The 24,959-nt window shown below is 61.4% G+C and carries 23 protein-coding genes; 13 read left to right on the top strand and 10 right to left on the bottom strand.

Annotated elements, in window-relative coordinates; translation table 11 throughout:
* Window positions 1-67: 67 nt before the first annotated feature.
* The 6 genes from ACM5SV_RS17915 to ACM5SV_RS17890 are packed head-to-tail and all read right to left on the bottom strand — an operon-like array spanning window position 68 to window position 5,913.
* Window positions 68-727, bottom strand: a complete 660-nt coding sequence (locus ACM5SV_RS17915; RefSeq protein ID WP_003538881.1) for a peroxiredoxin — start codon at window positions 725-727, stop codon at window positions 68-70.
* Window positions 724-978, bottom strand: coding sequence for a hypothetical protein (locus ACM5SV_RS17910; protein WP_244432251.1), 255 nt, complete (start codon window positions 976-978; stop codon window positions 724-726). The genes ACM5SV_RS17915 and ACM5SV_RS17910 overlap by 4 nt, the downstream gene beginning before the upstream one ends.
* A 42-nt stretch (window positions 979-1,020) precedes the next feature.
* Complete coding sequence (locus ACM5SV_RS17905; RefSeq protein ID WP_012757197.1) at window positions 1,021-2,019, bottom strand: TRAP transporter substrate-binding protein; 999 nt, start codon at window positions 2,017-2,019, stop codon at window positions 1,021-1,023.
* Window positions 2,020-2,032: 13 nt separating this feature from the next.
* Window positions 2,033-3,865: a TRAP transporter large permease subunit gene (locus tag ACM5SV_RS17900; protein WP_222015701.1), complete on the bottom strand. Its 1,833-nt coding sequence runs from the start codon at window positions 3,863-3,865 to the stop codon at window positions 2,033-2,035.
* Between the two features lie 24 nt (window positions 3,866-3,889).
* On the bottom strand, window positions 3,890-5,020 hold the full coding sequence (locus tag ACM5SV_RS17895; RefSeq protein WP_222015700.1) for an LLM class flavin-dependent oxidoreductase: 1,131 nt from the start codon (window positions 5,018-5,020) through the stop codon (window positions 3,890-3,892).
* 14 nt (window positions 5,021-5,034) lie between these two features.
* Entirely contained in the window at window positions 5,035-5,913 is an 879-nt protein-coding gene (locus tag ACM5SV_RS17890) for an ABC transporter substrate-binding protein (RefSeq protein ID WP_222015699.1), read from the bottom strand.
* Window positions 5,914-6,132: 219 nt separating this feature from the next.
* Here ACM5SV_RS17890 and ACM5SV_RS17885 point away from each other — a divergent pair, with 219 nt between their 5' ends.
* The 8 genes from ACM5SV_RS17885 to ACM5SV_RS17850 all read left to right on the top strand — a co-directional run bounded on the left by ACM5SV_RS17885 (window position 6,133) and on the right by ACM5SV_RS17850 (window position 16,385).
* Complete coding sequence (locus ACM5SV_RS17885; protein ID WP_164068201.1) at window positions 6,133-6,498, top strand: ArsR/SmtB family transcription factor; 366 nt, start codon at window positions 6,133-6,135, stop codon at window positions 6,496-6,498.
* A 7-nt stretch (window positions 6,499-6,505) separates the two neighbouring features.
* Window positions 6,506-7,135, top strand: a complete 630-nt coding sequence (locus tag ACM5SV_RS17880; protein ID WP_221991952.1) for a glutathione S-transferase family protein — start codon at window positions 6,506-6,508, stop codon at window positions 7,133-7,135.
* A 134-nt stretch (window positions 7,136-7,269) separates the two neighbouring features.
* Window positions 7,270-7,857 carry an ANTAR domain-containing response regulator gene (locus tag ACM5SV_RS17875; RefSeq protein WP_018241751.1) on the top strand — a complete coding sequence of 196 codons (588 nt, stop codon included), beginning with the start codon at window positions 7,270-7,272 and terminating at the stop codon, window positions 7,855-7,857.
* A 34-nt stretch (window positions 7,858-7,891) separates the two neighbouring features.
* Window positions 7,892-9,172 carry a CmpA/NrtA family ABC transporter substrate-binding protein gene (locus ACM5SV_RS17870; protein WP_222015698.1) on the top strand — a complete coding sequence of 427 codons (1,281 nt, stop codon included), beginning with the start codon at window positions 7,892-7,894 and terminating at the stop codon, window positions 9,170-9,172.
* Between the two features lie 478 nt (window positions 9,173-9,650).
* A complete protein-coding gene (locus tag ACM5SV_RS17865; RefSeq protein ID WP_012757189.1) occupies window positions 9,651-10,919 on the top strand; it encodes an MFS transporter in 1,269 nt (422 codons plus the stop codon).
* Between the two features lie 17 nt (window positions 10,920-10,936).
* Window positions 10,937-13,387 carry a nitrite reductase large subunit NirB gene (gene nirB, locus ACM5SV_RS17860; RefSeq protein WP_113547042.1) on the top strand — a complete coding sequence of 817 codons (2,451 nt, stop codon included), beginning with the start codon at window positions 10,937-10,939 and terminating at the stop codon, window positions 13,385-13,387.
* Between the two features lie 4 nt (window positions 13,388-13,391).
* Window positions 13,392-13,727, top strand: coding sequence for a nitrite reductase small subunit NirD (gene nirD / locus ACM5SV_RS17855; protein ID WP_017993726.1), 336 nt, complete (start codon window positions 13,392-13,394; stop codon window positions 13,725-13,727).
* The gene (locus tag ACM5SV_RS17850; RefSeq protein WP_222015697.1) at window positions 13,728-16,385 is read left to right on the top strand and encodes a nitrate reductase; all 2,658 of its coding nucleotides are present in this window, start codon (window positions 13,728-13,730) and stop codon (window positions 16,383-16,385) included.
* Between the two features lie 29 nt (window positions 16,386-16,414).
* On the opposite strand, the gene ACM5SV_RS17845 is transcribed toward ACM5SV_RS17850, so the two are convergent.
* Window positions 16,415-17,092, bottom strand: coding sequence for an HAD family hydrolase (locus tag ACM5SV_RS17845; RefSeq protein WP_017993725.1), 678 nt, complete (start codon window positions 17,090-17,092; stop codon window positions 16,415-16,417).
* A gap of 116 nt (window positions 17,093-17,208) precedes the next feature.
* Entirely contained in the window at window positions 17,209-17,526 is a 318-nt protein-coding gene (locus ACM5SV_RS17840; protein WP_012757184.1) for a hypothetical protein, read from the bottom strand.
* A 210-nt stretch (window positions 17,527-17,736) separates the two neighbouring features.
* On the opposite strand from ACM5SV_RS17840, the gene ACM5SV_RS17835 reads away from it, so the two are divergent.
* The 5 genes from ACM5SV_RS17835 to ACM5SV_RS17815 all read left to right on the top strand — a co-directional run bounded on the left by ACM5SV_RS17835 (window position 17,737) and on the right by ACM5SV_RS17815 (window position 23,306).
* On the top strand, window positions 17,737-18,063 hold the full coding sequence (locus ACM5SV_RS17835; RefSeq protein WP_012757183.1) for a hypothetical protein: 327 nt from the start codon (window positions 17,737-17,739) through the stop codon (window positions 18,061-18,063).
* 261 nt (window positions 18,064-18,324) lie between these two features.
* Window positions 18,325-19,773 (top strand): cryptochrome/photolyase family protein, encoded by a 1,449-nt coding sequence (locus tag ACM5SV_RS17830; protein ID WP_128439342.1) that lies wholly within the window; start codon window positions 18,325-18,327, stop codon window positions 19,771-19,773.
* Window positions 19,770-21,101, top strand: a complete 1,332-nt coding sequence (locus ACM5SV_RS17825; protein WP_222015695.1) for an NAD(P)/FAD-dependent oxidoreductase — start codon at window positions 19,770-19,772, stop codon at window positions 21,099-21,101. The genes ACM5SV_RS17830 and ACM5SV_RS17825 overlap by 4 nt, the downstream gene beginning before the upstream one ends.
* Window positions 21,098-21,949 carry a DUF1365 domain-containing protein gene (locus ACM5SV_RS17820; protein WP_113547044.1) on the top strand — a complete coding sequence of 284 codons (852 nt, stop codon included), beginning with the start codon at window positions 21,098-21,100 and terminating at the stop codon, window positions 21,947-21,949. The genes ACM5SV_RS17825 and ACM5SV_RS17820 overlap by 4 nt, the downstream gene beginning before the upstream one ends.
* A gap of 97 nt (window positions 21,950-22,046) precedes the next feature.
* A complete protein-coding gene (locus tag ACM5SV_RS17815; RefSeq protein WP_017993721.1) occupies window positions 22,047-23,306 on the top strand; it encodes an SAM-dependent methyltransferase in 1,260 nt (419 codons plus the stop codon).
* Here ACM5SV_RS17815 and ACM5SV_RS17810 read toward each other — a convergent pair whose 3' ends face one another.
* Window positions 23,307-24,140 (bottom strand): SDR family NAD(P)-dependent oxidoreductase, encoded by an 834-nt coding sequence (locus tag ACM5SV_RS17810; RefSeq protein WP_012757178.1) that lies wholly within the window; start codon window positions 24,138-24,140, stop codon window positions 23,307-23,309.
* 98 nt (window positions 24,141-24,238) lie between these two features.
* Window positions 24,239-24,898 carry a ChrR family anti-sigma-E factor gene (locus tag ACM5SV_RS17805; protein WP_017993720.1) on the bottom strand — a complete coding sequence of 220 codons (660 nt, stop codon included), beginning with the start codon at window positions 24,896-24,898 and terminating at the stop codon, window positions 24,239-24,241.
* Window positions 24,899-24,959: the final 61 nt, after the last annotated feature.

Raw genomic sequence — 24,959 nt, 5'->3', positions numbered from 1 at the left:
TCTGATCAATAAAAAGCCGCCGCGAAGTGCTTTCGCGGCGGCTTGAGGAATGGCTTGAAAGCAGTAGTCAGGCCGTCGGCTGCTTGGTCTTCCTGAGATAGGGCAGAACCGTATCGAAGGAGCCGAAACGCGTGATCGCGTCTTCGTTGGAAACCGCGGCGGTGATGATGACGTCTTCGCCCTGGTTCCAGTTCGCCGGTGTGGCCACCTGGTGCTTGGCCGTCAGCTGGATGGAATCGATGGCGCGCAGGATCTCATTGAAATTGCGGCCCGTCGTCATCGGATAGGTCAGAATCAGCTTGATCTTCTTATCGGGACCGATGATGAAGACCGAACGCACGGTGGCGTTGTCGGCAGGCGTACGGCCTTCCGAGCTCTCGCCGGCGCCGGCCGGCAGCATGTCGTAGAGCTTGGCGACCTTGAGGTCCTTGTCACCGATCAGCGGATATTCGACGTCGAAGCCGGTGGCGGTCTTGATGTCGTTTTTCCATTTGGCGTGGCTTTCCACCGGATCGACGGAGATGCCGATGACCTTGGCGCCACGCTTGGAAAATTCCCCGGCCAGGCCGGCCATGGCGCCGAGCTCGGTCGTGCAAACCGGCGTGAAATTCTTCGGATGCGAGAACAGGACGGCCCAGCCGCTGCCGATCCACTCATGGAAGCTGATCGGTCCCTGGGTGGTATCGGCGGTAAAATCGGGGGCAATATCGTTGATGCGTAAGCTCATGGTCGGCCCTCCAAAGCCTTGTGTTCAATGTTGTTTATCTCAAATCGAGGCCATGGGATCCGTCCGCCGGAAGCGGTAGCAACATTGCGGTCAACAGGATCGCACCGGCCGAAGGTAAAAACTTCCCATTCCAGGATTTTAAGTAAGTCATATACCACGATCACCGAAGGCATGCTCTTTCGATTTCCGGCCTGCTCCGGCATTATTTTTCCGGCAAGTGCGCGCGATGAAGAGACCGATGGTTTTTCCATCGGTCCCCGTTCAAAGCTGCAGGAGAACCGTCCGCCGCTTGCTCAGGCGGCCTGGATCGATTTGATCCTGTCGATGCCGCCGACAACCGGCGCGAAATCGTCCCACACCCCCTGGGCGCCCTTCTGCCATTCGTCGAAGGCTTCCGGCTTCAAGAGTTTTCCGCCGTTGGCAAGCGCCGTCTCGACGGATTTGGATTCGTCATCGACGATCAACTGGTTGAAATAGGCAGCCCCCTCGCTGGAGGCCTGCTGGAACACCGCCTTCTGCTCGTCATTGAGGCCGGCCCAGAAGGTCGAGGCATAATAGATGACGCCGGATGCCCAGATGTGGCCGGTCTCGGTCATATCGGGCACGACCTCGTAGAGCTTGAAGCCGGCATAGGCCGACTTGGTCAGATCCATCGCGTCGGCGACGCCGGTTGCGAGCGCATTATAGGTCTCGGTGATCGGAATGCCGATCGGCGTCGTGCCGAATGCGCTCCAGAGCTTGGTGTGCAGAGGGCTCTGGATGACGCGAATGCGCTTGCCCTTGAGTTGTTCTGGCCGCGTCACCGGCTCCTTGGTCAGGAGATGGCGGGCGCCGTAATTGATGAAATCGCCGACGACGAAATTCTGCGCCTGCAGTTTCTGCTTGAGATCGGCGCCGACATCACCGGCGACGGTCCTGCGAACATGGTCGGCATCGCGGAAGAGAAAGGGCAGATCGAGGATCTGCAGTTCCGGCGCCCAGCCGGAGAGCGACGAGACCGTCGAGAGGCTGGCCTGGATGGAGCCGAGGCGCACGCCTTCGGCCACTTCCTTCTCGCCGCCGAGCGCGCCGTTCCTGACGATATTGAACTTGAACTGGCCGGGGAGTTTCGCTTCGACCAGTTCGCCGATCTTCACCCAGATCTTCGTTTCCGGCTTGTCGTCACCGAGCAGCGAGGCGATCGTGATCGTCGTCGTGCGGGCGGCGGCCGTGCGGACGAAGGCGGGCGCTGCAAGCGCCGTTCCGGCGAGAGCTGCGGTCTTCAGGAAATTGCGTCGGTTGAAATTGTCCATGGGGTTGTCCTGTTTACGAGAAGATGATGGCCCATGCGCAGAGGATTGCGAGCGAGACCAGGAGAGCGAGCAGATAGGGAACCACCGCCCGAAAGAGCTCTGAGGCGGGAATGCGCGTGACGCCGCTGACGACGAAGATCAGCATGCCGAGCGGCGGTGTGAGTCCGTGGATCATCAGGTTGACGACGATGATCACCCCGAACTGGATGGGATCGATACCGGCGGCGACCGCTGCCGGCAGCAGGATCGGGCCGAAGAGTAGGATCGCGGCGCCGATATCGAGAACGAGGCCGACGACCAGCAGGATGACATTCGACAGCAGGATGACCGTAAGCGCGCTGCCGCCGAGCACTGTCGTCAGGTGCGAGATCAGTCCGGACACGTCGTCGACCGCCAGCAAAAAGGCAAAGGGGCCGGCCGTGCCGATGAGAAGGCCGATCGCCGCCGCTTCGACTGCTGCCTGACGGAAGGCGGCATAGAGCGAGAGAATGCCGAGGCGCGCGCCGATGCCGAGCAGCAGCGTGTAGAAAGCAGCAAGAGCGGCTGCTTCCGTGGTCGTGACGATACCGATGCGGATGCCAACGACGACGATGACGCCGAGCCCGAAAGCCGGGATTGCCTGGACCGCCGATTGCCAGCGCTGTCTCGCATTTGCGCGCGGCAAGGGCACCTGTTCGCTGACCGTCAGATGGATTGCGACCGCCAGGCATATGGCCATCAAGCCGCCGGCAAAGAAGCCGCCGACGAGCAGCGAACCGACGGAGAGATTGGTCGCGGTCGCAAGGATGAGAAATGCGATCGACGGCGGGATGACATTGTCGAGAACCGATGTCGAGGCGATGATCGCCGCCGCCTGCGCCGGCCGGTAGCCGTGTTTGACCAGCTCGGGCTGGAAGGTCGATGCGCCGAATGCGGCATTTGCGACCGACGAGCCGGAGGCGCCGGAAAAGAGGACGCTGGTCAACAGCGTCGTCTGCGCCAGCCCGGCCCGGCGATGGCCGACCATGGCGGCGGCGAAGCGCACGAGCTGGTTGGCGACTCCGGAGGCCGTCAGCAGGCCGCCGGCGAGCAGGAAGAAGGGAATGGCGAGCAGCAGGAATTTCGATATGCCGGTGACGGTCGCGGAAACGATCGCCGGCTCCGGCAGGCTGCTACCGAAGGCGATGACGACATAGGCTGCGGCAAGAAAGGCGTGCGGCAGCGGCGCAGCAAGCACGAGGCCGACCGCGGCGATCAGTCCGAGGAAAATGCTCGGCGGCCAGTCGAGATCGAGCGAGATATGCGGAATGCCGGCATAGAGCGCGACACCGACGGCAAGCGAGAGCAAAACCGGCAGGATCTTGCCTTCGGCGATGCGCTGCAGCAGCAGCACGACGAGGATCAGCGCGCCGCCGGCGCCAAGAAAGCCGAAGCGGATCCATTCCGGCACGCCGAGCGTCGGCGACACGCCGCCAAGCATCGTCATGATCTCGCTGCCGCCGAAGCTCAGGATCAGCGCCGAAAGCACGGTGAACACATCGGCGCCGATCGGCGTGACCTTCTGCAGGCTTTCCGGCAGCATCTTGACGAAGACGTCGAGGCGCATGGCAAGCGCGCTGTTGAGGCTGAGCGGCGCGCCGAGCGCGATCAGGCCCACATGCAGCCAGATACCGAGATCCTCGGCGCCGATGAAGCCGGCGCTGAAGAAATAACGCAGGCAGACTGTGACGAGCACCATGGAGAGCAGCACGGCGAGAACGAGTGCCGCGGCAATGCCGAGAACCGCTTCGATCGCCCGCAGCAGGCGCGCTGCCACCCCGCTGTCCGGTGCGGCCTGTTCGATCGGATGAAATTCACTGGTGGCCACAAAACTTACCTTCTGGCGAGAGGATCAGGCGCTCTTGACGGTCGAAAGATCGCGATCGAAGAGCGTCGACCAGGTGTAGTTCCGCGCCTTCGAGACTTCCCTGCTGACATCGAGCCGCGGCAGCACCTTTTCGCCGAAACGATAGGCTTCCTCAAGCAGCGGCATGCCAGAAAGAATAAAAGTATCGACACCCGCCTTCTGATAGGCTTCGAGCGTGCGCAGAACCGTATCCGGCGAACCGACGATCGCCGTACCGGGGCCGGGCCTGACCAGGCCTATGCCGGCCCAGAGGTTCGGCGCGACTTCGAGATCGCGCAGGTTTTCCGGCTTGAGACCGCCATGCAGTGCGGTCATGCGCTGCTGGCCAACGGAATCGCTTCTTGAGACGAAACGCTGGTTGGCGGTGATCGCCGCATCATCCATACGGTCATAGAGATCGGCCGCCGCCTCCCAGGCCTTTTGGTCGGTGTCGCGAACGATGACATAGAGGCGGATGCCATATTCCAGTTCACGGCCGTAGTGGGCGGCCCGCGCCTTTACGGCTTCGACCTTCTCGCCGATCTGGGCGGGCGTCTCGCCCCAGGAGAGATAGGTGTCCACATGTTTTGCCGCGACTTCAAGCGCCTTATCCGAGGAGCCGCCGAACCAGAGCGGCGGTGGTGCGATGCTCTCGCTGACCGGCAAGGCGAGCTTGGCGCCATCCGTCGAGAAATACTTGCCCTGATAGGTGACACTCTCACCGGAAAAGAGCCGGTGCCAGAGCTGAAGATATTCGTCCGCCATGTCATAGCGCTCGTCATGCGGTAGCATCATGCCATAGGCGCCGAGCATCTTGGCGTCGCCGGAAACGACATTGATCAGCAGCCGGCCGCGGGCGAATTCCTGAAAGGTCGCAGCCATCTTGGCAAGCAATGTCGGCGCAACAAGGCCGGGATGGATGGCGACGAGAAAGCGCAGCCGCTCGGTGTGCGCAAGCAGCGCACTCGCCAGCACCCAGACATCATGGGCGCCGGTCGCAAACAGCGCCCCGGTATAACCCAGATGGTCGTAGGCCTGGGCAAGCTGCTTGTAGTAGCCGTAATCGACCTGGCGAGAGCCTTCCGGCTGCCAGGGATAAGCGCCGTCGGGCGCGCACATGTACCAGAAAACGTTCATCTCCCGATTCCTTGTTATTTCGTCATTTCCGGGCGTTTCAGCACGATGGGCTTGTCGAAATGACCGTGGCGCAGCAGGGTGTCGGCCTCTTCCTGCTGTTCGGCAATGATCTCGTCGTCGATCGGAAACACCGTGAAGTCGCGCGAGCGCACCACCTTTTCCCAGGCAGCGATATCCGTTCCCCCGCGGTCGCCAGATCCGCTGCGGTCGCCAGATCCGCCGCGGTCGCCAGATGCAAGAAGTCTGGCGGCGGCGCGCGGATCGGCGGCGATCTCGGTGCCGATCCGGCTGAGTTCGGAGACGATCGCCCGGATCTCCGCCGCCGAAAGGCCGTTCCGCTGCAGTGTCCAGAACAGCGAACGGTTGGGAATGGCCGCGCCGCAGCGGACGATCGGCCTGACGTCATCGCGCTCCAGCGCCTTTTCGAGACGTGGCGACATGGCAACCCAGGCATCGACGCGCCCTTCGAGCAGATCGGCGAGCGCATCGCGCGCCCCGCTTTCGACCCGCTCGGCATCGGGCAGGCTCATCCCCTCACCTTCGAGGCTGCGGGCCAGCAAATAGGTGTGAAAGGAACCGTCGATCAGCGAGATCCGGCGGCCCTTCAACTCGGCGACGGAGCCGATCGGACTGTCGCTTCTGACGAAGATGGCGCCGTTCGCCGGGCGCGGCGCGGAGGCAGCGATATATTCAACGCCGAGGCCGCGCATATCAGCCTCGATTGGCGGCGTCGAACCAGTGCCACCGAGATTGATGTCGCCACTTTCCAGCAGGGCCGCGGTATCGCGGCCTTCGGCATAGGAGACGAAAACGGGCTGCAGCTCGGCGAAGGCGCCAGGCCAGAGCCGCGCGAGGCGAAGATGCAGGTTATTGGGATGAACGCCAATTCTCATATTGCTTCGACCGTCGTCATGGTTGCTGCAATCAATTTACTTTTTTATAAATTGATTGCGAGGAAGCGATTATCGTCAGCAGCAGAAAATCGGCTTTGAAATCCCATAAAATCGATAGGCAATGAAATCTTTTACCAGATCGAGTGAACTGAGCGAGCCGGAGTTGAAAAATCAGCGCAGTCACTTTACTTTTTTATAGAACCTTCAAGGACGACACCGTTGACGAAGCCCGTTTCCTCAAGAGTCTGCCGCGATGTCGGCGCAGCAAGCGAATTGCTGAAGCTGATCGCCAACGCCAACCGCCTGGCGATCGTCTGCTATCTGATAGAGACGGAAGCTTCGGTCTCGGCGATGGAGGATGAGCTCGGTATCCGCCAGCCGACGCTTTCCCAGCAATTGAGCGAGCTTCGCGAGGCCGGCGTGATCGAAGGACGCCGCGATGGCAAGGCGATTGTCTATCGCGTCATCGATCCTCGTGTCAAAACGATCGTACAAACTCTGCGGGACATGTTCTCTGGCCTCGACGATGTCACCGGGCGCTTCGGAATGACGAAGCTGCCGGTCGACGAAATGATGTTCGATTGAACCTGGGATGATCGACCTCTATACTTGGATCACGCCGAATGGCTTGAAGGTCTCGATCGCACTCGAGGAGTTCGGCCTCGCCTACCGCCCCCACACGATCGACATCACCAAGGGGGATCAATTCCAGCAGGACTATCTCGCCATCAATCCGGGCGGCAAGATTCCTGTTATCGTCGATCACGAGACCGGCATCACGCTTGCCGAATCCGGCGCCATCCTGCTCTACCTCGCCGAAAAGACCGGCCGCTTCCTGCCCCGGCAGGGTGCAGCCCGGCATCACACGATCGAATGGCTGATGTGGCAGATGGGCGGCTTCGGGCCGACGCTCGGCAACGCCCATTATTTCCTGACCTACAATGCAGGTGAAGCGCCGTTCGCAGAGGATCTCTTTCGCAGGGATACCCGCCGCCTGTACGAGACGTTGAACGTGCGGCTCGAAGGCCGCGACTATCTCGTCGACGATTATTCCATCGCCGACATGGCGGTCTGGCCCTGGGTTTCCCGTTTTAAGCGCCACGAGATCGACCTGAATGCATTCCCGAACGTCAAACGATGGTATCTCAGGCTTGCGGCGCGGCCACAGGTCAAGCGCGGCTATGACGTTCCCCATTTCACATCCGAAATACCGCAGCCCTGAAGACTTTGCCGACGCGGTATATTGATCCCGCCCGAAATTTCGGCAATTTGATTATTTTTTGCGCACAGCTATTTTTGCACATTTTTCAGGCGAACGCCTTGCTAAATTTGCTGCACTGCGTCATGAATATAGCAATGACGCATCTCGATCTGACAATTCTGGTGATCGACGAAAATGCCATTCGCGCCTCCATCATCGAAGAAGGCCTGCGCGAGGCAGGGCATGTGCGCGTCACCGTGGTGCATGAGGTCAACGGCATCGCGCGAATCATCGAAACGCTGATGCCCGACGTGATCATCATCGATATCGAGAATCCCAACCGCGACATGATGGAGCACCTGTTCCAGCTGACGCGCACCGTCAGCCGCCCGATCGCCATGTTTGTCGATCGCTCCGACACAGCCTCGATCGAGGCTGCCGTCGATGCCGGCGTCTCGGCCTATATCGTCGACGGATTGAAGAAGGAACGCGTCAAACCGATCCTCGACATGGCCGTCAGCCGCTTCAATGCCTTCAACCGGCTACGGCGGGAGCTTGCCGATGCCCGCTCCGCGCTGGAGGAACGCAAGCTGGTCGAGCGCGCCAAGGGCATATTGATGAAGATGCGCGGCCTCTCCGAGGAAGAGGCTTTCGCCCTGCTGCGCCAGACAGCGATGAACGAAAAGAAGAAGATGTCGGAAATTGCCCAGAGCGTCGTCACTGCCGCGGGGCTGTTGATGTAATGGCCGACCTGATGAATTTCCGGAGGAAACCGGAGTGGATATGATGACAACGACCTCCAACTCCGGCGACGACATGCCGTCGCCCGTGCGGTTGAACAGCGAAGGACCGAAAGTGCTGCGGGCCGGTTTCATTCCGCTCGTCGATGCATCGGTGCTGATTGCGGCGGCGGAATTCGGCTTCGCGCGGAAGGAAGGCCTGACGCTCGATCTCGTCAAGGACGTCTCCTGGGCGAATGTGCGCGACCGCCTGGCATTCCGCCAGTTCGACATCGCCCACATGCTGTCACCGATGCCCGTCGCCTCCATGCTCGGTCTCGGCTCCAATCCCTCACCGACGATCACGCCATTTTCGCTGGGGCGCGGCGGCAACGCGATCACGCTATCGACGCGGCTCTTCGACAGGATGCGGAATGACGTGGGATTGCCGGAAACGGCAAGCGCGCTCGACAATGCCCGCGCCCTGGCAAAAACATTGGCGGCAATGAAGGCCCGCGGCGAGCCGCTGCCGACTTTCGGGGTCACCTACCCCTTCTCCTCGCACAATTACGAATTCCGCTACTGGCTGGCAGGCGGCGGCATCGATCCCGACAAGGATGTCAAGCTCGTCGTCGTGCCGCCGCCCATGACTTCGGATGCGCTGGCGGCCGGTGCGATCGACGGTTTCTGCGTCGGTGCGCCGTGGAACATGGTCGCTTCAGAGCGCGGCGTCGGCCGCATCGTCGCCGCCAAACAGGATATCTGGCCGTCGGCACCTGAAAAGGTGATCGGCATGCGGCCGGACTGGGCGGAAAGCCATCCGGAAACCGTTTCCCGGCTGATCGTGGCGCTCGACGCGGCAGCCCAGTGGTGCGATCGGCCGGAAAATCACGATGCGCTGGCGGCAGCTCTTGCCGACCCGCGCTATATCGCTGCCCCCGTCGAAATCATTCGCCGTGTGCTCGCCGGCGAATTCAGCCTCGACGCAAAGGGTAACCGCCGCATCATCACCGATTATTTCATGTTCCATTCCGGCTTCGCCAATTATCCCCGGCCAAGCCAGGCGCTTTGGATCTACAGCCAGATGATCCGCTGGGGACAGGCCGAGATCAGCCTCAACATGGCAAGGGCCGCAGCATCCGCTTACCGCCCGGATCTCTATCGCACGGCTCTCGGTGACGACAAATCACCTGAAGATGCCGATATCCGCATCGAAGGCAGTGACGAGGGCGACCGTTTCATGGACGGCCACGTCTTCGACCCGGCGAGGCTGCCGGACTATGTCGCAGGTTTTGCCGTCAAAAGCGCCCTCGCCTTCGTTTCCGACGACGAGGTCTAACCGATGCCGGCCTGCACAAAACGCCAGCAAGTATCTGCCCGCCTCACGACAAGCGCACAAAATATTTGCATGAGCGGGTGGTGGCCCGAAAAACAAGCAGGCGGCGCGTTTCGTAAAATATCATTTGTATTCAGTGGATTGAACGCAGATCACAAAACTGGCACGCAGTTTGCATGATCTTTATTGCACCGGTCAATGGCGATCAGCGCAGAGTGAGTGATAGACGCTCGCGGAAGATACAGAGACTGCTCTTCGGTTTGAAGAGGTAGGTTTTTAGCTTGAGCAATCCGGCCAACGGATTGCTTCCAGGCAAGTGGGCCAGAAGGCCCAAGAATTCGGCGTCCAACGGCGGGCGCCACCAGCAAAGCCGCTGATCAGGATATTTTGCGCGCCTCGGGTATGCGCGTCCTGACCAGCGGCTTTTTGTTTTAACCCTCAGCGATGGATCGGCACGACCTTGTCGGGCCTCGGAGAAGTTATGTCTGTCATCGAGAAATCACAGTTCATGTCCGCCGGCGAACCAGCCAAGGCATTGTGGATCTCCACTGTAGCCTTCACCCTCTGTTTTGCCGTCTGGACGATCTTCGCGATCATCGGCATTCGCATCAAGCAGGATCTCGGCCTGAACGAGGCCGAGTTCGGATTGCTGGTCGGCACCCCCGTGCTCACCGGTTCGCTCGTGCGCATCGTCCTTGGCATCTGGACGGGGCGTTACGGCGGCCGTCTCGTCTACACGCTGACCATGCTGGCCGCCGCATTGGCGACCTTCCTGCTCTCTTACGCCCAGACTTATACGCAGATGCTGATCGCCGGCCTCGGCGTCGGCCTCGCCGGCGGCTCCTTCGCGGTCGGTGTCGCCTATGTCTCGCCTTTCTTCCCGGCTGAGAAGCAGGGAACCGCGCTCGGCATCTTCGGTGCCGGCAATGTCGGCGCCGCCGTGACCAAGTTCGCCGCTCCCTTCGTGCTGCTCGCATGGGGCTGGCAGGCGGTTGCGGAGATCTGGGCCGTCTGTCTGGCGCTTATGGCAATCGTCTTCTGGTTCACCACGACCGATGATCCGGCCTTCCGTCTCCGCCGCGAACGCCGCGCTGTCTCCAAGAGTTTCGCGCAGGAATTCGCGCCGCTGCAGAACGTTCAGGTCTGGCGCTTCTCGCTCTACTATTTCTTCGCCTTCGGAGGCTTCGTCGCCCTGTCGCTGTGGCTGCCGCGTTATCTGGTCGGCGTCTACGGCTTCAACCTGGAAACCGCCGGCATGGTCGCCGCCGCCTATTCCATCCCGGGCAGCATCTTCCGCGCCTTCGGCGGCGTGCTGTCGGATAAAAAGGGCGCGCGCAGCGTGATGTATACGATGCTTGCCGTGTCGGCCGTCGCCACTCTCATCCTTTCGCTGCCGGCTGCTTCTGGTGGCGGGGCGGGTCCGGCGTTCGGCATCACCCCTGTCATCTTCATCGTCGTCATCTTCGTGCTCGGCTTCTTCATGAGCCTCGGCAAGGCTGCCGTCTACAAGCACATTCCGGCCTACTACCCCGAAAACGTCGGCGCAGTCGGCGGTGTCGTCGGGATGATGGGCGGCCTTGGCGGCTTCATCCTTCCAATTGCCTTTGGCCTCCTCAAGGACATGACCGGCCTTTGGTCCAGCTGTTTCCTGCTGCTCTTCGCGATCGTCGTGATCTCTCTCATCTGGATGCACCTGTCCGTAAAGCAACTGTCGCGCCAAGGGCATTCGGCGCCCGTGGCTGCAACCTGATCTAAGGACCTGGAAATATGACCGAAAAACTCGTCATCATCGGCAATGGCATGGCGCCCGGGCGCATGCTGGAGCACCTCTTCGAGCAGGCGCCGGGACGCTATGAAGTTACGATCTTCAATGCCGAGCCGCGCGTCAATTACGACCGCATCATGCTGTCGCCGGTTCTCTCCGGAGAAAAGGACTACGAGCAGATCATCATTCACGGTGACGGCTGGTATATCAAGCACGGCATCATGCTCTACAAGGGCCACAAGATCGTCAACATCGATCGTGCTGCCAAGACCGTCACCTCCGACCACGGCGTCACCGAAAGCTACGACAAGCTGGTGATCGCAACCGGTTCCGTGCCTTTCATCATCCCTGTTCCCGGCAAGGATCTGCCCGGCGTCATCACCTATCGCGATCTCGACGACGTGCAGGCGATGCTGCTTGCCGCTCAGTCGCGCGAAAAGGCTGTCGTCATCGGCGGCGGCCTGCTTGGCCTGGAAGCGGCGGCCGGCCTTGCCCAGCGCGGCATGGACGTCACCGTGCTGCACGTCATGCCGACGCTGATGGAGCGCCAGCTCGACCCCGCCGCCGGTTATCTGCTGCAGAAGGCAGTCGAGGAACGCGGCATCAAGGTCATCTGCAAGGCCAATACCAAGGCGATCGTCGGCAACGGCAAGGTCGAGGGCATCGAGCTCGACGACGGTCGCATCATCCCGGCAACGCTGGTCGTCATGGCCGTCGGCATTCGTCCAAGCGTCGGCCTGGCAAAGGACGCCGGCATTGCGGTCAATCGCGGCATCGTCGTCGATGCCGGCATGCAGACCTCGGACGGCAATATTCTCGCGCTCGGCGAATGCGCCGAGGTGGGCGGCATGGTCTATGGTCTCGTTGCGCCGCTCTATGAAATGGCCCGCATCGCCGCCGCGCATCTCTCCGGCGATCGCTCGCCGGCCTTCGTTCACGCGGATACGCCGACCAAGCTCAAGGTCACCGGCATCGAGCTTTATTCACTCGGCGATTTCGCCGATGGCGACGACCGCGAGGAGATCGTGCTGCGCGATGCCAGCGCCGGCGTCTACAAACGCCTGGTGCTGAAGGACAATAAGATCATCGGCACCGTGCTTTACGGCGAAACCGCCGATGGTGCCTGGTTCAACGACCTGAAGAAGAAGGCGACCGATATTTCGGAGATGCGCGAGACGCTGATCTTCGGACAGGCCTATCAGGGAGGGTCGCCGCTGGACCCTATGGCGGCCGTTGCAGCCTTGCCGGATGACGCGGAGATTTGTGGCTGCAACGGCGTATGCAAGGGCAAGATCACCTCGACGATTTCAGGCAAGGGGCTGACGTCGCTCGACGACGTACGCGCTCACACGAAGGCATCCGCCTCGTGCGGTTCCTGCACCGGCCTTGTCGAACAACTCATGGCGCTGACGCTCGGCGACAGCTACAATCCGACTGCGGTCCAGCCGATGTGCACCTGCACCGAACTCGGCCATGACGACGTTCGCCGGCTGATCAAGGCCAAGGGTCTGAAGAGCATCCCTGCCGTCATGCAGGAGCTCGAGTGGAAGACCTCCTGCGGCTGCGCCAAATGTCGGCCGGCACTCAACTATTACCTGGTCAGCGACTGGCCGGACGAATATGCCGACGACTATCAGTCGCGTTTCATCAATGAACGCGTGCATGCCAACATCCAGAAGGACGGCACCTACTCCGTCGTTCCGCGCATGTGGGGCGGCGTCACCAATTCGAACGAGCTGCGCGCCATCGCCGATGTCGTCGACAAGTTCGAGATCCCGATGGTGAAGGTCACCGGCGGCCAGCGTATCGACCTGCTCGGCATCGAGAAGGAAGACCTGCCCGCCGTCTGGGCCGATCTCGGCAAGGCCGGTTTCGTCTCCGGCCAGGCTTATGCCAAGGGCTTGCGGACGGTGAAGACCTGCGTCGGCTCCGACTGGTGTCGCTTCGGCACCCAGGATTCCACCGGCCTCGGCATCCGCATCGAGAAGTTCATGTGGGGTTCCTGGACGCCGGCCAAGCTGAAATTGGCCGTGTCCGGCTGCCCGCGCAACTGCGCGGAAGCAACCTGCAAGGACATCGGCGTGATCTGCGTGGATTCCGGTTTCGAGATCCATTTCGCCGGTGCGGCCGGCCTCGACATCAAGGGCACGGAGGTCCTCGGGCTTGTCCGGACCGAGGACGAGGCGCTGGAGTATATCGTGGCGCTGACGCAGATGTACCGTGAGCAGGCCCGTTACCTCGAGCGCATCTACAAGTGGGCAAAGCGCGTCGGCCTGGAGGAAATCCGCCGCCAGATCATGGGTGATGCCGAAAAGCGCAAAGCCTATTACGAGCGCTTCGTCTTCAGCCAAAAATTTGCCCAGGTCGACCCCTGGTCGGAGCGTGTTTCCGGCAAGGACAAGCACGAGTTCAAGCCGATGGCGACGATCGGCTATCCGCAGGCTGCAGAGTAAGGAGATGGACATGAACTGGATCGCAATCGGTGACATCTCCGACATCCCGCTGCGCGGCGCGCGTTGCGTGAAGACACCGCAGGGCAAGATCGCCGTCTTCCGCACCGCCGAAAACGAAGTCTTCGCCATCGAGGATCATTGCCCGCACAAGGGCGGCCCGCTCTCCCAGGGCATCGTCCACGCTAAGTCAGTCACCTGCCCGCTGCACAACTGGGTGATCTCGCTGGAAACCGGCAAGGCGCTCGGCGCCGACGAAGGCGAGGTCCGGACGATATCGGTGCTGAACGAAGACGGCAGGCTGTTCATCGCCCTGGAAAGCCTGATGATGGCGGCGGAATAGATGGCGGCTGAGGTCAAGAGCACCTGTCCCTATTGCGGTGTCGGCTGCGGCGTTGTCGCCACGGTCGATGAGGCAGGCGCAGTCAGCGTGAAAGGAGATCCGGAACATCCATCGAATTTCGGCCGGCTCTGCTCGAAGGGTTCAGCCCTTGCCGAAACCATCGATCTCGATGGCCGGCTTCTCCATCCCGAGATCGAAGGCAAACAGAGCGGCTGGGACGAGGCGCTTGATCTGGTCGCCCGCCGTTTTTCTGAAACGATCGCCGAACACGGGCCTGACGCCGTTGCCTTCTACGTCTCAGGCCAGTTGCTGACCGAGGATTATTATGTCGCCAACAAGCTGATGAAGGGCTTCATCGGCTCCGGCAATATCGACACCAATTCAAGGCTCTGCATGTCGTCTTCCGTAGCGGGGCATCGCCGCGCCTTCGGCGCCGATACGGTGCCCGGGACCTATGAGGATATCGAACTTGCGGATCTGGTGATCCTGACCGGCTCCAACCTTGCCTGGTGTCATCCCGTCATCTACCAGCGGCTTGCCGCCGCAAAGACGGCGCGGCCAAATATGCGGATCGTCGTCATCGATCCGCGCCGGACGATGACCTGCGACATCGCCGACTTGCATCTCGCCATCCGTCCTGATGGCGACGTTGCACTGTTCATGGGGCTGCTTGCCCATCTCGTGACAAGTCCGGCAATCGACCAGAATTATATCGGCGCCCATACCGAAGGTTTCGGCGACGCTTTTGCGGCCGCCGCCGCGCTTGATATCAACGATCTCCTGGAACGGACCGGCCTGCCCGCCATGCAGATCAGGGAGTTCTTCCGCCTGTTCGAGACGACGCCGAAGGTCGTGACCTGCTACAGCCAGGGCGTCAACCAATCCTCCTCCGGCACCGACAAGGTCAATGCGATCCTCAACTGCCACCTGGCGACCGGCCGCATCGGCCGCCCCGGCATGGGACCGTTTTCGCTGACCGGACAGCCGAACGCCATGGGCGGGCGCGAGGTCGGCGGTCTCGCCAATATGCTTGCCGCCCATATGGCAATCGAGAATGCCGAAGACCGGGATCGCGTGCAGCGCTTCTGGAACTCGCCCGTCATCGCAGCAAAGCCCGGCCTGAAGGCGGTCGACATGTTCCAAGCCGTAGCCGACGGACGCATCAAGGCGCTGTGGATCATGGCGACCAATCCCGTCGTCTCGATGCCGGATGCCGATAGCGTCGAAAGCGCGATCGCCGCCTGTCCTTTCGTCGCCGTGTCGGACATCCTGAAAGAGACGGATACGACCCGGCACGCAGATGTGCTTTTGCCCTCGCTCGGCTGGGGCGAGAAGGATGGCACCGTCACCAATTCCGAACGGCGCATTTCAAGGCAACGGCCGTTTCTCGACATCCCCGGCGATGCAAGGGCCGACTGGTGGCAGCTTGCGGAGGTCGGACGCCGCATGGGATTTGCCGCCGCCTTCGATTTTGATGCGCCGGACGCAATCTTTGCGGAGCACGCCGCGCTTTCCGCCTTCGAAAATAACGGCAGCCGCGATTTCGATATCGGCGCGCGCGCAGGCATAAACGGCAGCGCCTATGACGAGCTGTCGCCCTTCCAGTGGCCGCAGGCGGCAGGGACAGAACCCAGCATCACCCGCTTCTTCGCCGAGGGTGGTTTCTTCCATCCTGATGGCAAGGCGCGCTTCGTCGCGGTCAAACCGCCCGCAACCGATCGCACCAATGCCGAGTACCCCTTCACGCTAAATACCGGACGCATCCGCGACCAGTGGCACACGATGACCCGAACCGGAAAGAGTGCGCGGCTTTCCGCCCATATCGCCGAACCCTTTGCCGAGATCCATCCGCGCGACGCGATCGAGACCGGCATATCAAGCGCGGGCCTGGTCGAGATCGACAGCCCGCACGGCAAGGCAATCGTCAGGGCGCTGGTCACCGATCGCCAGGCACGCGGCGGCATCTTTGCGCCGATGCACTGGAACGACCAGTTTGCTGCAAAAGCTCGGATCGACGCGGTGGTCGCGCCGATAACCGATCCCGTTTCCGGTCAGCCGGCGTCGAAGAACGTTGCCGTCGCCGTCCGGCCCTTCCGCGCCACCCATTACGGTTTCGCCGTCTCTGCCACAAAACCCGCCGCGCCTGATGCCGCCTATTGGGCGCTGGCGAAAGCCGCCGGCGGCTGGCGGCTGGAGCTTGCCTTCGGCGAAACCGTCGAAGACTGGACGGCCTGGTGCCGCGCGGTTTTCGCCATTCCGGCCGAGATCGAACCGCTTGGTTATGCCGACCGGCAATCCGGCGACCTCAGGCTCGCCTTCTTCGACGGCGAGGTCCTGCTTGCGGCGCTGTTTCTGGCACGCGAGCCCGTCGCCGTCGCGCGCAACTGGGCGATCTCGCAGCTTTCAGCCTCGCATGGCGACCTCAGGAAACGCTTTGCGCTCGTTGCGGGTCGTCCGGGAGCAGGCAGGCCAGATCCGGGCGCCACCGTCTGCTCCTGCTTCAGTGTCGGGGTCAACCAGATCGCGGCTGCCGTGCGCGGCGGATGTCACAGCGTCGAGGCGGTCGGCAAGGAAACCAGCGCTGGAACCAATTGCGGCTCCTGCCGCAGCGAAATCGGCAGCATCATCGATCGCTGTCTTGCCGCAGCCGCGGAGTGAACCGCGCAGAAGCAAGCAGGGGAGCACTGTCAGGCCGCGTTCGGGACGATCAGCATCCTGTGATCGGAGGAGATGCGGACCGAGATCTCGTCATAGGATGAAAGCGTCGGGTGCGGCGTCTCCATCTTTTGGTGATGTGTTGCCGTGATGACCATGACATCGGCCCCCGCCGCCTCGCCGGCGGTAATGCCGGCTGCGACATCTTCGAACACCAGGCAATCCTGGGTACTGACGCCGAGGCGCTCGGCGCCCAGAATATAACATTGCGGGTCTGGTTTTCCGACCTTCACGTCCTCCGCCGTCACCATGAATCTCGGCACCGGCAGACCTGCTGCCTCCAGTCGCCGGTGAGCGAGGCGCAATGGCGAGGAGGTGACGATCGCCCAGCGATCCGGGGGCAATGAACTCAGAAAGGTCGCGGCGCCGGAAATGGCAACGACGTCGCCGACATCGACGATTTCGGCTTCGGTCACCAGCTTCGATTCATGTTCGGGATCGACTCCCGGCAGGTTCAGCCGGGTGATCGTGTCAATGCCGCGCGACCCATGCATCTTCGGCAAAAAGGTGGCGACATCGAGCCCATGGCGCCTTGCCCAGTCACTCCAAACACGCTCGGCCGCATGGATCGAATTGAGGATGGTGCCGTCCATATCGAACAGGAAGGCGGCATAGGGCTTCTCGAAGCCACGGGGCATCGGCATAGACAAAAGGCTGAATCCTTCAGGGAAAGAGTCGGACGGTGGTCGCTATCGCGATGAAACGGCAAATCATTGGGTTTTGCAAGCTTTCGGGGATGGCGGTGACGCCTCCCGACCGCCTTCACCTAAAAAGCCGCCGTACCGGAGGTCACGATCAAGTCGCAGGAAAGCCGCAGGCCGATCGGGTCGTGGCAGAGGTCGTCGGCACCATCGGCGAGTTCCAGTGCGGCCGAAACATCGGCGCGCAGGTAGGCTTGCGTCGCCGGATCGACGCGCATCGGAGCGGCGGTCCAGAGTGAGGGACGGCTGACGTCGATTGCCGAAATTTTAGCCTTGTCATTCCTGACGGCGTAGGAGGCGACCGCCATGCCACTCAGCGTCAAGGTGAGTGCAAGTACGATCTGGAGACCGAGATCTGCGGCTTCGCGAAAGGAGATGAACATAGCGGCCTCATGCCACGGTTTTTTAGTATCTCCGCATGCAAGTAGGGCATGCGCCGGCGCCGATCCAGCGACATCGCCCGTTAAGGTTTACGCATAACCATGCCGTACAGGCCGCGCGTGAATGCAGGTTTTTAGCAAATTTCGGAACAATGATTCCATCAGGCAGTTACCCCAGGGTCATCCAAGATGAAGATCCAAGGAGGATATTCCATGTCTAGATCCCTTATTGCCGCTTCGCTGCTCGCGATCGGCATGGCGTCGTCGGCTTTTGCCCAGTCTAACCCGAGTCCCATCGGGCCAACGAATGGCGGCTCGACCGATCCCGGTTCCGGCACCTATTCATCCGACTACACCAACGATGACAACGGCATTCGTCCGGTACCCGCCTCGCCGGTCGATCCGACGACGACACAGAGCATCGGCCGACCGCAGACGATGGAATGCCCCGGCATGCCGCAACAGATGTCCGGCGTCGACACGCGCGGCGGTCAGAGCGGCGCATCGATCAGCGAAGCCTGCCGCGAATACGACAACTAAAGCGCGTCGCGATCTTTCAGATTCGCTTGTCGCGCTTTAGGTCTTTGTTTTTACGCATGTCGTTGTCGCAAAACCGCTGCACACTTTTGCGCGACATGCTTTAAGCGACAGACTCCCGCTCTCAGAAAAAGGCCGGTTCAAGCCGGCCTTTTTCATGTCGCCGACAGCCGTGAAAACTTTTTCCCCCGGATGAAACTTTTGATCGGGGCGGTCCGTACATCCGTAGCGGGTTGAAAAGAGCACATGCGGGGAACGGCTTCATTGGCAAAGGACGCAGCAAAACCGGTCATCCTCTGGTTTCGCAAGGACCTGCGCCTTGACGACAATCAGGCACTCACCGCCGCCCATCGCTCCGGGCGGCCGATCATCCCGCTCTATATTAGAGAACCGGCGGCAGCAGGCACCGGTCCGCTGGGTGCTGCACAGGCCTGGTGGCTGCATCATTCACTGGAAGCGCTCAACAGGTCGCTGCAAAAGCTGAATGGACGGTTGGTGTTGGCAAGCGGCGAGGCGCTCGAAGTGCTTTGCGCCTTTATCAAGGAAAGCGCTGCCGAAGCCGTCTTCTGGAACCGGCGCTACGATCCAGCCGGAATCTCCATCGACGCCCGTATCAAGCACGAACTGGAAAAGCAGGCGATCGAGGCAAGAAGCTTTGGCGGCCAGCTGCTGCACGAACCTTCCCGGCTGATGACCGGCAACGGCACGCCCTATCGCGTCTACACGCCATTCTGGCGCGCGCTGGAGGGCGGCGGCGAACCGGAGCCGCCGCTGGACGCGCCGGCAAAACTGCGGCTTGCGTCGCAACCGAAATCAGAAGTGCTGGGGAGCTGGAAGCTGCTCCCGACGAAGCCGGACTGGGCAGGCGATTTCGTTGATCTCTGGACACCCGGCGAAGAGGGTGCCCAGCAGAGACTCCACGCCTTCGTTGAAGACGCGCTCGAGGGCTACAAGGAAAACCGAGACTATCCAGCGAGGCCGGCGACGTCGATGCTGTCGCCGCATCTGGCGCTGGGCGAGATATCCCCTGCCCGCATCTGGGATGCCACACGCGGCCTGTCGCAACGCGTGCCGGCGGCTGACATCGTGCATTTTCGCAAGGAGATCGCCTGGCGCGAATTTTCCTATCACCTGCTTTTCCATTTCCCGCGTCTTGCCTCTGCCAACTGGAACGATCGTTTCGACGGCTTCGAATGGCGCAACAACAGCGGAGATTTCGAGGCGTGGCGCCGCGGCATGACCGGCTATCCGATCGTCGATGCCGGCATGCGCCAGCTCTGGCGCCATGGCTGGATGCACAATCGCGTGCGCATGATCGTCGCCTCCTTCCTCATCAAGGATCTGATGATCGACTGGCGCCGGGGCGAGGCCTGGTTTCGGGATACGCTCGTTGATGCCGATCCCGCCAACAATGCCGCAAGCTGGCAATGGGTGGCGGGCTCGGGAGCCGATGCCTCGCCATTTTTCCGCATCTTCAATCCGGTGCTGCAGGGCGAAAAGTTCGATCCCGACGGCGACTATGTCAGGACCTACGTGCCGGAGCTTCGAGAACTCGGGCCAAAATACATCCACCGGCCGTTCGAGGCGCCGAAGAGCATGCTCGACGAGGCCGGCATCACGCTTGGCCAAACCTATCCGAAACCGATCGTCGATCACGCGAGCGCCCGCAACCGGGCGCTTGCCGCCTACAAAGCAATAAGGGATGCCGCATGAACGCGCACTTCTGTCCCGCTCCCCGCCGGCTGAGGATCGCCGTCATCGGCTCTGGCATCTCGGGCGCCTCCGCAGCCTGGGCACTGTGTCAGGTGCATGACGTTACGCTGTACGAAAGCCAGGCGCGGGCGGGAGGCCATACGGCGACGGTGGACGTGGAATACGACGGGGTTCAGATTGCGGTCGATACCGGCTTCATCGTCTATAACGAACAGAATTACCCCAATCTGACGGCGCTCTTTGCCGAACTCGGCATCGCGACGCATGCAAGCGATATGAGCTTTTCGCTCTCGCTCGACCGCGGCAGACTGGAATGGAGCGGCGGCGGGCTGTCCTCAGTCTTTGCGCAAAAGCGCAACCTGCTGCGGCCCTCGTTCTTGTGGATGATCCGCGAGATCCTCCGCTTCAACCGCACCTGCCTCGAAGATCGCACCGCCGGTCATCTCGCCTCGCGCTCGATCGGCGATTATCTCGACTGGCGCGGCTTCTCGCCCGGTTTCACCAACAACTATCTCGTGCCGATGGCGGCGGCGATCTGGTCGACACCATCAGCCCGCATGCTGCAGTTTCCCGCCGAGCAGTTCGTCAATTTCTTCGATAATCACCGGCTGATCTACCGCCGGCAGCACCAGTGGCGCACAGTGACCGGCGGCAGCCGCACCTATCTCGACCGGCTGCTTCAGCCGCTCGGCGAACGCGTGAGACTTTCCTGCGGCGTGCGCGGGGTCATCCGCTCCGAACGCGGCGTCACGATCATCGACGAAACGGGCGGCGAACACCCGTTCGACAAGGTGATCTTCGCCTGCCACAGCGATCAGACAGCCCGCTTGCTTGTCGATGCCACCGATCGGGAAAGCAGGCTGCTCGCCGCCATCCCCTATCAGCCGAACCGCGTCGTCCTGCACCGCGACCAGTCGCTAATGCCGCAGCGACGCAAGGTTTGGGCCTCATGGAATTATCTCCGTTCCAGCCGTGAAGATGGAAAGGCCGACGTCGCCGTGACTTACTGGATGAACCGGCTGCAAGGCATCGACAACAGATTCCCGCTGTTCGTGACCCTCAATCCCGACCGCGAGCCGGACCCCCATAAGATGTTTGCCGAATTCACCTACGAACATCCGCAGTTCTCGGCGGACGCCATGGCTGCGCAACAGGCGCTTGTCACCATTCAGGGACAGAACAATTGCTATTTCGCCGGTTCCTGGACGGGATACGGATTTCACGAGGATGGACTGGTTTCCGGTCTGGCGGCGGCAGAAGCCTTGGGCGGGATCATACCCTGGCGGACGGCCCGAACCTGGGAACCTCAACCGGACGTGGCGGCATGACAGGGCTCGGCGAAAAGCGTGGCATGAACGCGGTGGCCAACGGCCCTCCACCGGATGCCGCCGCAGGTCTCTATGTCGGCGAGATCATGCATCAACGCATGAAACCCTTCGGCCATCGCTTCCGCTACCGTGTCTTCTCGCTGCTTGTCGATCTCGACAGGCTGGACGAGGCTGGCCGGCTATCGATGCTGTTTTCCGTCAACGGGCGCAATCTCGTCTCGTTCCAGGAAAAGGACCACGCCGAAACCAGAAATACGTCGCTGCGCGCCTATGCCGACCGGCTGCTCGCCGAGGCGGGGCTCGACCGCGCCGACAGGATCCTGCTTGTCTGTTATCCCCGCATTCTCGGCTATGTCTTCAATCCGCTTTCCGTCTATCACGCCTATGATGCCGCTGGCGCAGTCATCGCGATGATCTACGAGGTGCGCAATACTTTCGGCGAGCGGCACAGCTATGTCTGTCCCGTCGGCCGTGGCGAGATGTCGGAAAGCGGGCTTCGCCAGAGCTGCGACAAGCTCTTTCACGTCTCGCCCTTTATCGGCATGGCGGCGCGCTATCATTTCCGCATGCTGCCGCCCGGTAAAGAGATCCGCTGGCGCATCCTTGAAACAGATAGTGAAGGACCGCTGCTCTCGGCGACATTTTCCGGACGGCAGGTGCCTTTGACAAACGCTTCGCTGCTGGGCTTGACGGCGCGCATACCCATCCTCACTTTCAAGATCATGACCGGAATTCATTGGGAAGCACTCAAATTGTGGCTGAAGGGCGCGCGGTATGTCAGGCGTCCTGCGCCCCCACCTGAAGTCAGCGTCCGCCAAACCCGCCCGCTTGCGGAAGCGGCGGAATGACATTAGCGTTCGATGCAATGGCCGGGGGGCGGCTGCGTGTATCATCAAGGGTGGCTTCGTCCCTAACCGGCAGGAAAATGCTGGAGGAGGAAGAGAAATGAGCAAGGCGCAGGACTGGAATCTGCTGGCTCGTGATGCTGTGACGCTGACGGCCGAAAACATGTCCCGCATGGTGAAGGGTCTGCCCTTCAAGGCAAAGCTGGCGCTGCGCGGACTTCTGCATATGCAGCACGGTTCGCTTGCCGTTACCCTTCCCGACGGCCGCAGGCTGCTGGTCGAGGGCAAGAAGGCCGGGCCAAAGGCGGCGCTCAGCCTCCACAACTGGAACCTTGCCTATCGAGCGCTGACGAGCGGCACGATCGGGGTCGCCGAAACCTATATGGACGGCGATTGGGACAGCCCTGATATCGCCGCCTTCCTCGAACTCTTCCTCGTCAACGGCGAGGCCGTATACAGCTATGCGCATGGCAAGGGCGGTCTTGGCCGCCTGTTCGAGCGCGTCCGCCATTGGATGAACACCAACACCAAGACGGGCTCGAAGCGCAACATTTCCGCTCATTACGATCTCGGCAACGATTTCTACAGGGAATGGCTCGATCCGAGCATGACCTATTCTTCTGCACTCTATTCGACCGGCGCCAACGATCTGCAATCGGCCCAGAACGCCAAATACCGGGCGCTTGCCGAGGCGACCGGCATCGGGCCCGGCGATCATGTGCTGGAGATCGGCTGCGGCTGGGGCGGGTTTGCCGAATTTGCGGCGAGTGAGCTGAACTGCAAGGTGACGGGGCTGACGATCAGCCGCGAGCAGCTCGCCTTTGCCGAGGAGCGCATTCGCAAAGCCGGCCTCGATGACCGCGTGGAATTCCGCTTTCAGGATTACCGCGATGAGGCAGGGCTCTACGACCGGATCGTCTCGATCGAGATGTTCGAAGCGGTCGGCGAGAAATACTGGCCGTCCTATTTCTCCAAGCTCAGGCAATGTCTGAAGCCGGGCGGCAAGGCTGGGCTGCAGATCATCACGATCAAGGACGAGTCCTTCGACCAGTATCGCAGCAACCCCGACTTCATCCAGAAATATGTCTTTCCCGGCGGTATGCTGCCGACGCGCAATCATCTGGCCGAACTTGCCGGCAAGGTCGACCTGTCGCTGGTCAAGGACTTCGGCTTCGGGCTCGATTACGCCCGCACGCTGGCCGAATGGCGCGAGCGTTTCTGGTCGGTCTGGGAACGCATCCGCCCGATGGGCTTCGACGAGCGTTTCAAGCGGCTCTGGGAATTCTATCTGTTTTATTGCGAGGCCGGCTTCCGTGCCCGCAATATAGATGTGCGCCAAGTCGTGTTCTCGCGCCGTTGATCATTCCGCCGCATGCGGTGTCACCGGGTGGCGACCAGCCGATGGCGGTCGCTCCCGCCAGCCGGTCACGCGGTTCACCAGCGTGAAATAAGCGCTGTAGGGGAGCAAGCGCGCGAGCTTCAGCATGGTGGTGAAGCGCTTCGGAAACGTGATCTCGAAGGCCTGCGATTTCAACCCGGCGGCAATCTCCCGGGCGGCCTCCTCGACCGATACCAGCGACGGCATCGGAAAGGCATTCTTCCTCGTTGCCGGCGTATCGACAAAGCCCGGGCAGACGAGCTGGATGCGGATGCCCATCTTGTCGAGATCGAATTTCAGGCTTTCGGCCATATTGATCAGCGCCGCCTTGGTAGCACCATAGGCAGCCCCCGTCGGCAGGCCGCCATAACCGGTGACGGAGGAAACGATGGCAATTTGTCCCTGCCCCTTCGCCTTCATATGGCGGATCGCCGGCAGCAGACAGTTGACGACGCCGGAGAGGTTGACGGCAAAGCTCTTCTCGAAATCGGTGCGATTCAGATCCTCGGCATGGACAGGCAGGTAGACGCCGGCATTGAGGATCGCCATGGCGAGCGTGCCGTGCTCATATTCGATGGAGGCCATGACATGTTCCATGTCCTCGGCATCGGTGACGTCGCCGTCGAGCACAATGATACTGCCCGAGAGGCCATTGGCTTCGGCTTGCAGTTCGACAAGCTTTTCGTGGCTTCTGGCCGTGACGGCGACCTTGTATCCTTCGCCGACGAGCCTCAGTGCAAGCGCCCGGCCGATGCCTGAGCTCGCGCCCGAAATCCAGACGATTCCATGTTCGGGATGGGCAATGAAGTCACGCATGACATGTTCCTCCGGGCTGCCTGATCAATGCAAAAACAGGTCCGGAAGTTCCTCAACCCCGCCGGATTTACGGCTCTATCACACCATTGTGGCTGCTTTCAGCCGATCAAGTCGCCGATCATCTGACGAAAGGATCCGGTGAGCTTGACCGGTCCATCCGAGACGGCAAAGGCGATGCAAGGCCTGTCCTTTTCGGCTACCGGCCGGTGGTCGACCGTCTCGTCGGCAATGGAGATGTCGCCGGGACCGAAACGGCCGCGTTCATCGTTGAAGGCGCCGTCGAGAATGAGGATCAGTTCCATGCCTTTGTGGGTGTGCGCCGGCAAGGCTCGGCCCGGCCGGATCCACATCAGGCTGACCTCGCAGCCGTCCATGTCGAGCGAATATTCCCTGAAACCGGGCAACCGCCGACGCCAGCGAACGTCCTCGGCCTCGAAGCCCAAGAGATTGCGCAACGCTTGGGGAAACAGCGCGTTCTCCGGCCGCGCGGCCGTCTGCGGCGCCGTGACGGGAGACGCAGAGGAAAAGATCGCCGCAAGCCGCCCGTCGCGATCGGCAATGGCGACTTCAGGCGCGTTTTCCAGAGCTTCGCCGGCCAGCAGCTCGAGGCTGTTCACCAGGCTGCGATTATCCGGTTTCATTTCGAGATGAGACTGCACCAACACACGCGCCGGCTCGGGCAAGGAGCCGGCAACATAATGCGCCATCAATGCATCGATCGTGTCGATCTGCTCGTGAACCATGTCGGTTTTGGTCACGCCCCGTTGCCGCGCTCCGTTTTCGCTTTGTCGTCATCCGTACGGGGAAAGTCAATCTTCG

The organism is Rhizobium sp. CRRU65, assembly GCF_048551595.1.
Classification (GTDB): Bacteria; Pseudomonadota; Alphaproteobacteria; order Rhizobiales; family Rhizobiaceae; genus Rhizobium; species Rhizobium leguminosarum_J.
Note: the sequence above shows the minus strand (reverse complement) of the source record. Positions and strands in the feature narration are given on the sequence as shown.

Excerpts from the sequence above, each read along its gene's own strand:
- ACM5SV_RS17915 (WP_003538881.1), bottom strand. The coding sequence starts at position 727 with ATGAGCTTACGCATCAACGATATTGCCCCCGATTTTACCGCCGATACC.
- ACM5SV_RS17910 (WP_244432251.1), bottom strand. The coding sequence starts at position 978 with ATGGAAAAACCATCGGTCTCTTCATCGCGCGCACTTGCCGGAAAAATA.
- ACM5SV_RS17905 (WP_012757197.1), bottom strand. The coding sequence starts at position 2,019 with ATGGACAATTTCAACCGACGCAATTTCCTGAAGACCGCAGCTCTCGCC.
- ACM5SV_RS17895 (WP_222015700.1), bottom strand. The coding sequence starts at position 5,020 with ATGAACGTTTTCTGGTACATGTGCGCGCCCGACGGCGCTTATCCCTGG.
- ACM5SV_RS17890 (WP_222015699.1), bottom strand. The coding sequence starts at position 5,913 with ATGAGAATTGGCGTTCATCCCAATAACCTGCATCTTCGCCTCGCGCGG.
- ACM5SV_RS17880 (WP_221991952.1), top strand. The coding sequence starts at position 6,506 with ATGATCGACCTCTATACTTGGATCACGCCGAATGGCTTGAAGGTCTCG.
- ACM5SV_RS17875 (WP_018241751.1), top strand. The coding sequence starts at position 7,270 with ATGACGCATCTCGATCTGACAATTCTGGTGATCGACGAAAATGCCATT.
- ACM5SV_RS17865 (WP_012757189.1), top strand. The coding sequence starts at position 9,651 with ATGTCTGTCATCGAGAAATCACAGTTCATGTCCGCCGGCGAACCAGCC.
- nirB (WP_113547042.1), top strand. The coding sequence starts at position 10,937 with ATGACCGAAAAACTCGTCATCATCGGCAATGGCATGGCGCCCGGGCGC.
- nirD (WP_017993726.1), top strand. The coding sequence starts at position 13,392 with ATGGACATGAACTGGATCGCAATCGGTGACATCTCCGACATCCCGCTG.
- ACM5SV_RS17850 (WP_222015697.1), top strand. The coding sequence starts at position 13,728 with ATGGCGGCTGAGGTCAAGAGCACCTGTCCCTATTGCGGTGTCGGCTGC.
- ACM5SV_RS17840 (WP_012757184.1), bottom strand. The coding sequence starts at position 17,526 with ATGTTCATCTCCTTTCGCGAAGCCGCAGATCTCGGTCTCCAGATCGTA.
- ACM5SV_RS17835 (WP_012757183.1), top strand. The coding sequence starts at position 17,737 with ATGTCTAGATCCCTTATTGCCGCTTCGCTGCTCGCGATCGGCATGGCG.
- ACM5SV_RS17825 (WP_222015695.1), top strand. The coding sequence starts at position 19,770 with ATGAACGCGCACTTCTGTCCCGCTCCCCGCCGGCTGAGGATCGCCGTC.
- ACM5SV_RS17820 (WP_113547044.1), top strand. The coding sequence starts at position 21,098 with ATGACAGGGCTCGGCGAAAAGCGTGGCATGAACGCGGTGGCCAACGGC.
- ACM5SV_RS17815 (WP_017993721.1), top strand. The coding sequence starts at position 22,047 with ATGAGCAAGGCGCAGGACTGGAATCTGCTGGCTCGTGATGCTGTGACG.
- ACM5SV_RS17810 (WP_012757178.1), bottom strand. The coding sequence starts at position 24,140 with ATGCGTGACTTCATTGCCCATCCCGAACATGGAATCGTCTGGATTTCG.